11 protein-coding genes are annotated in these 12624 nt (G+C 38.6%); 6 read left to right on the top strand and 5 right to left on the bottom strand.

Annotated features, from left to right (window positions below; genetic code table 11):
- Positions 1 to 27: 27 nt before the first annotated feature.
- Together JWP71_RS00555 and JWP71_RS00550 are read right to left on the bottom strand one after the other, a co-directional pair.
- Complete coding sequence (locus JWP71_RS00555; protein WP_299495892.1) at positions 28 to 555, bottom strand: GNAT family N-acetyltransferase; 528 nt, start codon at positions 553 to 555, stop codon at positions 28 to 30.
- A gap of 78 nt (positions 556 to 633) precedes the next feature.
- The gene (locus JWP71_RS00550; RefSeq protein ID WP_299495890.1) at positions 634 to 2103 is read right to left on the bottom strand and encodes a hypothetical protein; all 1470 of its coding nucleotides are present in this window, start codon (positions 2101 to 2103) and stop codon (positions 634 to 636) included.
- Positions 2104 to 2228: 125 nt separating this feature from the next.
- On the opposite strand from JWP71_RS00550, the gene JWP71_RS00545 reads away from it, so the two are divergent.
- The 3 genes from JWP71_RS00545 to JWP71_RS00535 all read left to right on the top strand — a co-directional run bounded on the left by JWP71_RS00545 (position 2229) and on the right by JWP71_RS00535 (position 4546).
- Entirely contained in the window at positions 2229 to 3089 is an 861-nt protein-coding gene (locus tag JWP71_RS00545; protein WP_299495888.1) for a ThuA domain-containing protein, read from the top strand.
- Positions 3090 to 3396: 307 nt separating this feature from the next.
- Complete coding sequence (locus JWP71_RS00540) at positions 3397 to 4185, top strand: HipA family kinase (protein ID WP_299495886.1); 789 nt, start codon at positions 3397 to 3399, stop codon at positions 4183 to 4185.
- A complete protein-coding gene (locus JWP71_RS00535) occupies positions 4163 to 4546 on the top strand; it encodes a DUF3037 domain-containing protein (RefSeq protein ID WP_299495883.1) in 384 nt (127 codons plus the stop codon). Before JWP71_RS00540 ends, JWP71_RS00535 begins: the two co-directional genes overlap by 23 nt.
- A 22-nt stretch (positions 4547 to 4568) precedes the next feature.
- Here JWP71_RS00535 and JWP71_RS00530 read toward each other — a convergent pair whose 3' ends face one another.
- From JWP71_RS00530 to JWP71_RS00520, 3 genes are all read right to left on the bottom strand, one after another.
- The gene (locus JWP71_RS00530) at positions 4569 to 6935 is read right to left on the bottom strand and encodes a TIM-barrel domain-containing protein (RefSeq protein ID WP_299495880.1); all 2367 of its coding nucleotides are present in this window, start codon (positions 6933 to 6935) and stop codon (positions 4569 to 4571) included.
- A gap of 243 nt (positions 6936 to 7178) precedes the next feature.
- The gene (locus JWP71_RS00525; protein ID WP_299495877.1) at positions 7179 to 8387 is read right to left on the bottom strand and encodes a glycoside hydrolase family 88 protein; all 1209 of its coding nucleotides are present in this window, start codon (positions 8385 to 8387) and stop codon (positions 7179 to 7181) included.
- 2 nt (positions 8388 to 8389) lie between these two features.
- Positions 8390 to 9010: a YhcH/YjgK/YiaL family protein gene (locus tag JWP71_RS00520; RefSeq protein WP_299495874.1), complete on the bottom strand. Its 621-nt coding sequence runs from the start codon at positions 9008 to 9010 to the stop codon at positions 8390 to 8392.
- A gap of 315 nt (positions 9011 to 9325) precedes the next feature.
- Here JWP71_RS00520 and kduI point away from each other — a divergent pair, with 315 nt between their 5' ends.
- The 3 genes from kduI to JWP71_RS00505 all read left to right on the top strand — a co-directional run bounded on the left by kduI (position 9326) and on the right by JWP71_RS00505 (position 12460).
- Positions 9326 to 10156 (top strand): 5-dehydro-4-deoxy-D-glucuronate isomerase, encoded by an 831-nt coding sequence (gene kduI, locus JWP71_RS00515; RefSeq protein WP_299495872.1) that lies wholly within the window; start codon positions 9326 to 9328, stop codon positions 10154 to 10156.
- A gap of 113 nt (positions 10157 to 10269) precedes the next feature.
- Positions 10270 to 11088, top strand: a complete 819-nt coding sequence (locus JWP71_RS00510) for an SDR family oxidoreductase (RefSeq protein WP_299495870.1) — start codon at positions 10270 to 10272, stop codon at positions 11086 to 11088.
- A 361-nt stretch (positions 11089 to 11449) separates the two neighbouring features.
- Positions 11450 to 12460 carry a LacI family DNA-binding transcriptional regulator gene (locus JWP71_RS00505; protein ID WP_299495867.1) on the top strand — a complete coding sequence of 337 codons (1011 nt, stop codon included), beginning with the start codon at positions 11450 to 11452 and terminating at the stop codon, positions 12458 to 12460.
- The last annotated feature ends 164 nt before the right edge of the window (positions 12461 to 12624 follow it).

The following is a 12624-nucleotide window of genomic DNA, read 5'->3' as shown; positions in this document are numbered from 1 at the left end:
GTGGCAATTTAGAAAATTATTTTTCTTTTATATCAATTCCAATTTCATCATAATGTCAGTTTGTACATCATCGCCCAATTTAAAAGGATGGCTGTCAAATGCTATAAACCCCATTTTTTGATAAAACTGTATGGCGCTTTCATTCTTATTCCATACACCAAGCCAGATGTAGGGTCGGTTTGCTTTCTTAGCCAGCTCAAATGCCTTGTTGAAAAGAAGTTGTCCAATTTTTTGACCCTGATATTCTTTAATAACATAAATGCGTTCAATCTCTAAGCCTTGTTCTTCCCATAATTCAGTTTGCGTCGCGCCGGTATTGATCTTTATATAGCCTATAGGTTCACCGTTATTCTCGGCAAAATAAAATGCTGATCCCGGTTGATTGAGTTCTTCACTTAGTTTTTGCTCAGTGAGGTGATCAGCCAGATAAGCTTCCATATTTTCTTTTGTGTTGAGGTGGGCAAAAGAATCTATAAATGTTTTCCTGCTTATTTGGTGTAACGCTTTAAGGTTAGCTAACGTAACTTGTGTTAGTTGGATGTTAGTAATATTCATAGATAGAATCAGATTTTATATATGAAAATTATGATTTATGCCTAAATTAATTAATACGTTCTAAAAGCAAAAAAGCTATTATTTCAACCGGTATACAGTCCATATATACGATCTGCTTATCCAGTTATTAACATTAAACAGATGTATCCAGTCTGGTACAAGACAGTACACTTTTGTTTTCTTGTAGCCGGCTATAAAAGGTGTAGGATCTATTTTGGGATCAACAAAAATAACGGCCCGCCCATTGGTCCGCTTTAAAATGGTATCAAGTTCATGCGTGCTATGCACAACTTCAATGTTCATGTTTTTTGGCTTATAGAAATTTATCTCCAATCCCAGGATATGGTAAGGCGAGGTTTCAAAGCTCACCAAAGTAGCAGGCTGTTTTTGCGCAAAATTGTACATGAATTTATAGTAGGCAAAAGCCTCATGAGCAGGCATGAATATTTTTACGCTAAGCAAAGCAATATTAAATCCGGCCAGTATAGGTAGCGCCCAACGAAATATTTTTTTAGCGGGATATTGTTTTAGTAACAGATCAAAACCTTGACAAGCCAAAAATATCAAAGGAAATATAAGTGGTAATAAAAATCTAATTTCTTTATGGCCTATTACGCTATGTCCCAGTATAAAAACTATGCATATCCAGCTAAATAAATGTCGTGGGTTTTTCCATAGGCCTATTAAAAATAGCGGCAGCAAAAAATAACTTATTGGCGGTACAGCATAATCAAAAAACAACTTTAAATAATACCACCAAGGGGATGTGCCATAATTATCAGCAACATGCTGAACAATATTTACCCGGTAATAATTATAAGGCGAAAAAACCCAGGCGCCGTATAACCACTTATCTGCCAGTACAGCTAACCCAATTGCCACCAGGCCAGACAATATAACAACCAGCCAGTTTTTTAAGGGCCATTTGGCATAAACTATTATCCATATTATTAGCGGTATAAAAGCAAAAGCCATTTGCAGGCGTATCATTAAAGCAAAGCCGAGTAATATACCTGCTACTATTATTTTAAAATAGCGTTTATAAGAATTTGCCGCAAGTAAACCCGGTAATAAAGTGAGTGCTGTTAAAAACAATAAACCGGCAATGTTTTCGGCAGAAAAACGAACACCTATATAGGGTATGAACCACAGCAGGAAGCTGCACCACACGTACACCTGTTTGCCTTTTTCGGTAGTAAATTGGGGCAGCATAAGTATTACTACGCGGCAGGTTAGCAACCAGGTAGCTATGCCCATTATTAACCGCATTATAAAGCTTACCCAAAATGGGTTATACAAATTCAGTATTAATAATGCTTTACTTATAATATAAGCAACAAAGGGCTGCAATGCCGACCGGCAATGTGCAGCAAATTCCCACGGCAGATCTGTTGCCGGCGAAAGGCCAAGTTTATAATTGCAAAACTCTAACACCTGGAAATGCTCGTCGCATTGGTTATAGCCCAAGCTAAACCAGGCTGCTATTAATTGTACCAATAAACCTAATAATAGTAATTTGCGGTATAAGGAGTGTTGTTGAAAAATCATTCTCAAAAATAGGTAGCGGTAAAGAAAGCAAAATAACAGGGAATAAACAAAGCTGATTTAAGTTAATATTGCTTGCTTTGTAATAGATTTACTTAGGCCAAAGAATAAATTTACCTGAATTAATTATGATCAAAAGACCATTAAACAAAAAGCTTGTAATACTTTTTATAGTAAATCTATTCTTTTTTGGCGCTGATGCACAAAGCACCAAGCCTGTAAAATTCAGCGTTATAGCATTTTACACTGCCAAGAATGACGAGGCGCACATAAGCTATGTGCATGAAGCCAATCGTTGGTTCCCCGAAATGGCTAAGCAATATCATTTTGCATATGATTCTACCAGTAACTGGAAAAATTTGAATGCCCAATTCCTGGCAAAGTACCAGGTGGTTTTGTTTTTGGATACCCGCCCCGAAGATCCCGAACAACGGGAAGCCTTTAAAACCTATATGGATAATGGTGGCGGATGGATGGGTTTTCATTTTGCGGCATTTGCGCTTACCCCTTCAGGAATACCACAAAATTGGGACTGGTACCACAACACATTTTTAGGATCGGGCCAATATAAAAGCAATACCTGGCGCCCAACAGCTGCAATTTTAAGCGTTGAAGATAATAAGCACCCAGCAACCAAACATTTGCCTAAAAGATTTAAATCGTCGCCAAACGAGTGGTATAGATGGGAGAATGATTTGACTAAAAATCCGGATATTGATATACTGCTGGCTATCGATTCTACCAGTTTCCCGTTAGGTACCGGCCCTAAGCCTCATGAAATATGGCATAGCGGTTATTATCCTGTAGCCTGGAGTAATAGAAACTACAATATGGTGTATGTAAACATGGGGCATAATGATATGGATTATGAGCATCAATACAACAAGTTTACTACTTCGCTATCGTCAAGCTTCGCCAGCCGTGAGCAGGATAAATTTATAATTGACGCGTTATTATGGTTAGGTACGGCTAATAAAAATGGCAAATAAAACATGAAATCATTGCATGTAAAAAATCTTGTTTCATTTTGTTTCATCACATTAAAATTAGCCTATTTGCAATTATTTGATTATCAGTTTAATATAGAAAATTATACCTAAAAAAACAGACGAATAAGTTGTTACATTTTGTTACATCACTTTTTCGTAGTTGTTTTATTTTCAATAGGTTAAGTCAAAATCTTGTTTCACTTGTTACATTTTGTTTCACATTCGCGTGAAACAAGATCCTTATTTTTATCCCCAAATAACTGCATCAATTTTGGGATAAATGAGTAGTTTTAAAGGCTAAAATAATATGAACATCTACCCTCAACTACGCACAGTAAATGTAATACGTTATGTAACCCCCTTACGCGAAGGCGGCTCATTGCCCGCTATTGCCGAGGCTGATGATGACTTTTTATATGTGTTAAAATTTAGGGGGGCAGGGCAGGGTGTAAAAGCGTTAATTGCCGAACTGCTTGGCGGTGAACTGGCACGTTATTTAGGCTTAAAAGTACCCGAAATTGTTTTCGCTAATTTAGATGAGGCTTTTGGTCGCACTGAACCTGACGAAGAAATACAGGACCTGCTGAAAGCAAGCGTGGGGCTTAACCTGGCCCTGCATTATCTTTCGGGTGCTATAACGTTTGATCCTACAGTTACGGTAACCGATGCAAAACTGGCATCTCAGATAGTTTGGTTGGATTGTTTACTTACCAATGTTGACCGTACACCGCGTAATACCAATATGCTGATATGGCATAAAGAATTGTGGCTGATAGATCATGGTGCATCTTTATACTTTCATCATTCATGGGATAATTGGAAAGAACAGGCTACGCGCCCCTTTGTACAAGTTAAAGACCATGTATTATTACCTCGCGCTACCCAGCTGGAGTTGGTTGACGCAGAGTTTAAGTTGATTTTAAATGAAGAGGTAATACGCAATATTGTAGGGTTAATACCGGATGAATGGCTCACTGATGAAACATTATCAGCCACAGAACGCCGGGAGGTATATATTCAATTTTTATTGCTGCGTATTGCAGCATCTGACATCTTTATAAAAGAAGCACAAAATGCCGGGGAAGTACGTTTTTGAGTACGCAGTAATTCGTGTTGTGCCCAGGGTAGAACGCGAAGAATTTATGAATGTTGGTGTAGTTCTGTATTGTAAAAAACTGAATTTTTTACGGGCGATAATTACTGTAGATGAAGACAAGCTTTGCTGTTTTACAAACGGGGATGCTGTTGAAGAAATAAAAACCAACCTACATGCGTTTGACCAAATATGTCATGGCGGACAGGAAAGCGGACCAATAGGCGAATTGGATGAAGCCTCTCGTTTCCGTTGGCTTACAGCAACACGCAGTACCGTAGTACAGGCCTCGAAAGTTCATCCGGGGCTATGTGTTGATCCGTTACAAACATTGATTAGATTGCACTTGCAACTGGTGCTATAAAAAAAGCGATGAGTATTTAAACTTATAATTTAGTTTGGATCTGTGCGCCGGAATAGCGAATAGTTTTTATTGTTTTGCCAATTGCCAAGCCTGTTCCGCTAGTCTTATTCACCAGTACTAAATTAAACACCCTGTCTTTTAGCATGTCGGGGAACGTGCCTTTTCTGTTATCTATAGTAAGGGTTTTTGTTTGATTGTTCCATTTAAAATCAATAGTACTATAAACACCGCTTTCATAATTGTAATTGTCGTTTTCATCCTCATACAAAGTAAAAGTTCCGTTTGCACCGGGGTATATTCTTATTTCCAGCTTATCTGCTTTTTTCTCAGAAGTATATTGCTGGAAGGGCCCGAATGGTATAATTGAGCCTGCTTTAACAAATAGTGGTATTTGGTCTATAGGTACTTTACTTGCTATAATATTACCACCTGTATAGGTTTCGCCGGTCCAGAAATCTGTCCAGGTACTGCCTTTTGGTAAGTATACATGCTGAGTTTTTACAGTGCCGAAATCAGTTACCGCGTTGCCCGTTGCCCTGCTAACGTATAAAGAATCTGTAACAGGCGCCACCAGGAAAGCTTTACCGAACATATATTCATTGTTGATATCAAATACCTTTTCATCCTTAGGGAAATCCATTACTAATGCGCGCATCATTGTAGATTGGTGCGCGGTAATTTGCCATGCATTTGAGTAGTTATAAGGGAGCAAGCGATAACGCAAGTTGATGAATTTTTCCTGTGCGTCATAAGCCCATGAGCCTTTTGCGCCGAATTGAAAAATTTCGCGCGGTGTACTGGTACCATGCGACCGCATTAACGGAGTAAACGTTGCAAATTCAAACCAGCGGGTATAAAGTTCATGAAATGCAGCGTCCTTTATACCTTTTGGATATTTTGTAGCCGAGAAAAAGCCGCCTATATCCGTATTCCAATAGGGGATAGCACTTAAAGAAAGATTTAACCCACCCGAAATTTGGTTGCGGAATGATTGCCAGGTACCCTGTATATCGCCAGACCACGTAGCTGTTGCATCACGCTGTTGCCCTGCAAAAGCCGAGCGGGTAAGAATAAAAACTCTTTTATCTGCCGATGTTCTGCGCTGATGCTCATACACCCCGCCAGTAGTTAATAGCGGAAATGCATTACTTACTGATTTAAAGCTGCCTGCATAAGTTCTTACTTTATCGGTATTGTTAGTATTAGCTTGCTCGGGTTCGGTTGCGTCAAGCCACCAGCCGTCCATACCCAGCGAGAATATGTTCCTGTTCATAAAATCCCAGTAAACATTGCGTGCTATGGGGTTAAACGGATCATAAACTTTTACGCCTTGTGTTGTTGGCCAGGTTTTAAAATCAAACAAAGCTTTAATATTATCCATTGCTTTAAGTATAGCCGTATTGGGCCCAAATGATGGCCATACAGAAATAATAATATGCGCATTTAAGGCATGAACACTATCAATCATTTTTTTAGGTTCGGGATACAGCGGGTTGCCAAATTCGGTCGAGTTCCATGAGGTTTCCTTGGTTCCCCAATATTGCCAGTCCTGTACTATACCATCAAGCGGCACATTTAGCGCCCTGTATTTTTTTACAATACCTACCACTTCTGTTTGACTCTTGTAACGTTCGCGGCTTTGAAAAAAGCCAAATACCCAGCGTGGAAACATAGGAGCATCGCCGGTAAGTGTGCGCATTTTTGCAACAACGCCATCGGCATTGCCGCCGTTCATAAAGTAATAATCAATGCCATCGCCTAATACAGATTGAAGCGTAGTAGTGCCGGCATTATCTTTAAAAGTAGTAGTAGAATAGTTATCCCAAAAAACGCCATAACCGCCCGATGTTTGAAAAAACGGAACAGCGATATCCATATTAAGGTTTCTTAGCACTACGGTTTTATTACGATAATTCATTATGCCCTTTTGATGCTGGCCCAAACCATATACCGCCTCATTATTTGCTAATGTAAAATCCTGCGAAATTGAATAAGAGTTTTTACCGGTATCAACAACCGATGTAAACTGTGCGCCGTTATCTTTTTCGGCAAGCAATAGTTTATTAGCAGGAGTGAGGTATTGAATTTTACCGGTATTTACATCAACCTGTACTTTTAAGGCATTGCTTGTAAGTACTAAATTATTATTGGTTTTAGTTACCGTAAATTCTGTTTTTGCAGGACGCTCTACCACACTATAGCTGTTCTTATAGAACTTTGCACCAACAGGGTATTTTATTATCCGTACTACATCAGGGTTATAGAACTGTATTTCGATGTTATTTCCGTTAACCACGGTTTGTAATCCAAGATCTGTTTTTTGAAAAGATTGAGCTTTGCTTTGTATTGCGCCAATTATTAGCAAAAGAGTAAATGTCTTTTTTAGCATGATATTATAAGTTGGTTTCACCGGTAAGGTTATTTAAATTGGTAATTCAAATATAAATAATATGTCGGCTGCGGGCTATATATAATATAATCGTTACTGTGGTTTAGCAATTAGTTATCCGGTAAAGAACCGTAATGCTGTAATGACCGGGCACATGTGCTGTCCCAGGGACACATGAATACACCTGGGACACTTGAAGTAATACACGTGAAAACGAAGCTGTTTCAAAAGCAAAATTAATGGTTATTGTTTAATAACCGGTTGATGATCGTGCAGGCGCTGCTTGCGTGTTAATGCTTCCAGGTAGTAATAATCCGCATAAATTATCGGCACATCTATCTCGCTATGGGCCGGAAGATGGCCGATGCTATGCAATAATAAAAACCCTTTGCTTTCGCCCTCTTTTGCCCTGTAGTTGGATAGATTGCTTACTATCTTATTGGCTGTTGAAGTGTATGATTTGCCATTAACACTATATGTACCCAACTCATATAAAGCCGATGCTGTAATTGCCGCAGCCGAAACATCATGAGGTTGATTAGCCTTATCCGGCACATTATAATCCCAATAGGGTATAAAATCCTTAGGCATATTGGGGTCATTCAAAATAAATTTGGCAATGTTTTCTGCCTGTTGTAAATACTTTTTGTCCTTAGTTTCCCGGTAACATAGCGTATAGCCATATAGTCCCCAAGCCTGGCCACGGGCCCAGGCAGACTCATCCGCATACCCCTGTGCGGTTACTTTATTAACCACCTTTCCGGTTTCGGCATCATAATTAATTACGTGGTAAGAGCTGTTATCGGCCCTGAAATGATTTCTTAGTGTTGTATTAGCATGGGTAACCGCTATTTTATAAAAAGTAGAATCACCGGATAAGCGGGTAGCTTCAAATAGCAGCTCCAGGTTCATCATATTGTCAATTATCACCGGGTATTTGCCAATCTTTACATTATCCCATGACTTAATTGCGCCAACTACCGGGTTAAAACGTTTAATTAAAGATTGTGCTGCCTGTACAATTACCGCTTTGTAAGCAGGGTCTTGTGTAAGGCGATAAGCATTGCCAAAACTGCAATATATCTCGAAACCCAGATCATGGGTGGTAGTGTTGGTTTTTTCCCGCTCAATAAAATCTGTATAAGTTTTTGCTTCTTTTAGCCATTTTGCATCTTTAGTATGCTCATATAAATACCAAAGCTCGCCGGGGAAAAAGCCGCTGCACCAGTCTCTTGAGTTAATCAATAAAAGATTGCCGTTTTTATCTAATGTGCGCGGAACTACTAAACTGTTATTTGTAGTTTGAGCCTTTGTATTAGCTACCTCTGTTAACATTAATGAAGTTTGTGAGGTTGCAAAATTAAAGGCGCCGGCAACATCACTTTGGGCATTCACTTTTAAAGTAAATGAACTGATAAAAATTACCAGCAGCAATTGGTATTTAATACGCATAACTATTGTGCAACTTTAATTTTTATAACTAATTTTTTCACCTTGTCGTACCCGTCAACATGTATAACCGGGCGATGCGAGTTTTGCGGAAAAAATATCATCAATGTTTCCGGGTCTGCTATATAATAATTGCCTTTAGTGTTAGCATCGTAATGTGCAATGTCTTTAGCTTCGTCATATGGGTCGGTAACCACAGCGGTTGCCGGGTTCATTACACCTATGCGCTCTTTTCCGCGTATCATTAAATGCAGATCAATATACTTACGATGCGACTCCCACATCGTTTTATCATATTCTTTAGTATTAGCATCAGTTATAGTAGCAAAAACATTATCGCCATCAATTAAATGCTTTCCCGGCGATAAGGTATCCAGCTTTGTATTGTTTATAAAAGCAAATGCCTTATCCCACGCTGCTTTATTTTTATGATATTGTTTGGCAAACTCAACATTATCAATACCGGCATATAGTTTTGTTTTAAAACCATTTCTCCATTCGCCCTTATCAACCCACTCTTTGGCAGATTTTTCGGTCCAGTTATCAGTAGTTTGCGCAATGGTTGTTTTACTGATAAAACAAATCATAATTAACACCATCAACTTGTAGTAGAGTATCTTTTTCATTTAAATAAATAATTTAGAGCCAGCCTAATAGTGATGGCGTAATTGGTTTAAAATTCAATATTACAAGTATTTGGCTATATAATATAACAACAGCATTAAAATTTACGCAAACGATGTAATTAATTTCAATGAGTGAATGAGTGAGTTTTGAATGATTGAATGTAATCCTACTTTACAAATTTAAAATTCACTCATTCACTCAATTACTCATTCACTCATTGATTACATCGTTTGCGTAAAAATATGCCTGCATATCGCTTTTAATTGATTGATAAATTGTAAAATTGTCTTGAAAATAATCATAGCTAAATTGTCTTGAAATTAATATACAGTGTACACCCCGGGGATTTTAAATCCTACCAAACAGCTGTTATACGCGAGCGGTTTTTGCTTGATGGCATAGTTAAGCAAAATGAGATCAATTGCGTTTACACGCACTATGATAGGATGATTGTTGGAGTGGCAAACCCTGTTGATAAGCAGTTAGAACTGGAAAATTACCCTAATCTAAAAGCCGAATACTTTTTACAACGCCGGGAAATAGGCATTATAAACGTAGCCGGTGATGGTGAAGTTATTGCCGACGGACAAGTTTACACTGTAAATAAACTGGATTGCCTTTATATTGGTAAAGGTGTAAAAAGCGTAAAGTTTTCAAGTAAGGATAAGGTTAATCCGGCGGTGTTTTATATGCTGTCATGCCCGGCTCACGTCAATTATCCAACTACTTTGCTAACCAATGAAAAAGCAGTTAAAGTAAATGCCGGCGACGCTTCAACAGCAAATAGCCGTACTATAAATAAATATATACATTCAGCAGGTATACAAAGCTGCCAGCTGGTAATGGGGCTTACTATTTTGGCTGAAGGGAGTGTTTGGAACACCATGCCCGCGCATGTGCATGACAGGCGCATGGAAGCTTATTTTTACTTTGATGTACCGAAGGGGCAACGTGTATTCCATTATATGGGCGAAGGGGAGGAAACAAGGCACATACTGGTAGATAATTACGAGGCCGTAGTGTCGCCACCATGGAGCATACACTCGGGTAGCGGAACGGCCAGCTATAGTTTTATATGGGGCATGGCCGGCGAAAACCTGGATTATACCGATATGGATGTTTTTGATATTGGAGATATAAAATAGATATAATAATTAACTAACAACAATTGTCATTTCGACGAGGAGAAATATTATACTCCTTGCATAATAGATAAGATTTCTCTCTCGTTAGAAATGACAGCTATAAAAATTAAAAAGTGGAAAATAAATTTTCGTTAGAAGGCAAAGTGATTGTAGTTACCGGCGGTACCGGTATTTTGGGAAACTCATTTGTAAATGGTATTGTTGAGGCAGGCGGTACAGTTGGTATATTAGGGAGAAATAAAGATGTTGCCGAAGAGCGGGCAAATGCTATCAATAAAAACGGGGGCAAAGCTATAGCCCTAATTGCCGATGCTTTGGATGAAGATGCGCTTGTAGCGGCAAAGGATAAAGTATTGGCTGCCTATGGCAAAATAGATGGTTTGGTAAATGCAGCCGGTGGCAATATGCCCGAAGGTGTTTTAATGCCCGACCAGGATATTTTTAAAATGAACATGGCCGGTATGAAGAAAGTAACCGAACTTAATTTATGGGGCACAGTTATACCTACGCAAATATTTGGCGAAGCTATTGCTAAAACAAGTGGCAGGGGCAGCATAGTCAATATATCATCCATGAACTCTAAAAGTGCTGTAACCCGTGTATTGGGTTATAACATGGGTAAAGCTGCTGTTGATTGCTATAATCAATGGTTCGCGGTCGAGTTGGCTAACCGGTATGGTGATGCTATCAGGATGAACGCGTTGGCTCCGGGATTTTTCCTTACCGAGCAAAACCGCAATTTATTGACAAAGCCCGATGGTGGCTATACAGAGAGGGGCGAAAAAGTGATTAGAAACACACCATTTAAACGCTTTGGCAATCCTGATGAACTGATAGGCGCATTGGTATGGTTATTAAGTGATGCATCGGCATTTGTAACCGGATCAATGATTTGCGTGGATGGCGGTTTTTCTATTTTTAGTGGCGTATAATAGCTGTTATAAATATAAACTTATAATTTGACGGCCCTTAATTCGGGCAAACGCATTAAGTAATACATACCGTTAGGGGGCTCCCATGGGAGCCTTTTTAACTTTACAGCTTATTTTTATAAACAGGTCCTACGGAGTCAAGTGTCCGCTTTGTTTCAGCAAATATTGGCTCCGGAGGAGCTCCCTGTTTATAGCGAGACAAGACAAATTCTTTTTGGCTCCTATTGGAGCCTCCTTGAGTTATTTTAATGCGTTTGCCCCGGTAATTATACCAGGTCGTATCTCATCAAAATTTAAATTTGTATTTTAGCAGGTATTATTTGTATAATTCAAATCCTCTATGAATTTTAAAGCTATTACAATGAATGATATTGCAAAGGCGCTGAATCTTTCAGCATCTACGGTATCAAAGGCATTAAGTAATAGCTATGAGATTAGCGAAAAAACCAAAAAGCTGGTTCTTGAATACGCGCAGGCAAACAATTATCGCCCTAATCTGATTGCCCAAAGTTTAAAACATGGGCACAGTAATTCCATTGGTATTGTTGTTGCAAATATAGATAATCACTTTTTTTCGCAGGTAATAAACGGCATCGAATCTATTGCTTACCAGGAAGGCTACAATGTTATTTTTACTCAAACCCATGAATCTTATGATCTGGAGGTTAAAAATGTAACCCACCTGGCGCACCGGTCGGTTGATGGTTTGCTTATATCCTTATCAACAGAAACCCAAAACATTGAGCATTTACAAAAGCTACAAGAACAGGGACTGCCTATTGTGTTTTTTGACAGGGTGAGTGATGAGATGGATACGCACAAGGTTATTGTAGATAATTTTAAAGGCGCTTATGAGGCTACTGTTCATTTAATTAAATCAGGTTATAAAAATATTGCACATATTACCAGTACCGCCAATACTTATGTTACCCGCGAAAGATTATCAGGTTACACACAGGCATTAACCGATAATGGTATCCTCATAAATGAGCAACTTATTAAATATTGTGAGCTTGGCGGCAGGGATCAAAACGAAATTAAAGGTATACTGAACGAGCTGTTAACCAACCCTGTAAAACCAGATGCAATATTTACCGCATTTGACAGGATAACAACGGTAACCTTAGGTTTGCTGCACCAGCTAAAAATAAAAATTCCGCAGGATATTGCTCTGCTTGGCTTTACCAATACCGTACTTGCCGATGTTTTAAATCCTTCGTTATCTACCGTTTACCAGCCCGGTTTTGAAATGGGGCAGGAAGCCACTAAAATGCTTATCAGCTTAATTAAAACTAAGCAAACTGTTACTGATTTTGAAACAATTGTGTTACCTACACAGCTTTTTTTACGGGATTCTACCGGAAAAAAATAATATAATCGTTTAATATATTAATAATCAAAAGGTTTTTGCTTATTGATTGAGGGTGATACCCGATAACGATTTCGTAAATAAAATCATATCGAATAGTAAAAAACGAACTAATCCTGATAGTTTTGATAAATAGATAACCGGCATGGTTATCAGCCAAATTATAA

Source organism: Mucilaginibacter sp. (assembly GCF_028287845.1).
In the GTDB taxonomy this organism is placed as follows: Bacteria; Bacteroidota; Bacteroidia; order Sphingobacteriales; family Sphingobacteriaceae; genus Mucilaginibacter.
This window is presented reverse-complemented; position numbering and strand designations above follow the sequence as displayed.

What these genes read in the sequence shown, in the direction of transcription:
- JWP71_RS00540 (WP_299495886.1), top strand. Translation starts at nt 3,397, where the DNA reads ATGAACATCTACCCTCAACTACGCACAGTAAATGTAATACGTTATGTA.
- JWP71_RS00550 (WP_299495890.1), bottom strand. Translation starts at nt 2,103, where the DNA reads ATGATTTTTCAACAACACTCCTTATACCGCAAATTACTATTATTAGGT.
- JWP71_RS00545 (WP_299495888.1), top strand. Translation starts at nt 2,229, where the DNA reads ATGATCAAAAGACCATTAAACAAAAAGCTTGTAATACTTTTTATAGTA.
- JWP71_RS00555 (WP_299495892.1), bottom strand. Translation starts at nt 555, where the DNA reads ATGAATATTACTAACATCCAACTAACACAAGTTACGTTAGCTAACCTT.
- JWP71_RS00520 (WP_299495874.1), bottom strand. Translation starts at nt 9,010, where the DNA reads ATGAAAAAGATACTCTACTACAAGTTGATGGTGTTAATTATGATTTGT.
- JWP71_RS00525 (WP_299495877.1), bottom strand. Translation starts at nt 8,387, where the DNA reads ATGCGTATTAAATACCAATTGCTGCTGGTAATTTTTATCAGTTCATTT.
- JWP71_RS00530 (WP_299495880.1), bottom strand. Translation starts at nt 6,935, where the DNA reads ATGCTAAAAAAGACATTTACTCTTTTGCTAATAATTGGCGCAATACAA.
- JWP71_RS00505 (WP_299495867.1), top strand. Translation starts at nt 11,450, where the DNA reads ATGAATGATATTGCAAAGGCGCTGAATCTTTCAGCATCTACGGTATCA.
- JWP71_RS00535 (WP_299495883.1), top strand. Translation starts at nt 4,163, where the DNA reads ATGCCGGGGAAGTACGTTTTTGAGTACGCAGTAATTCGTGTTGTGCCC.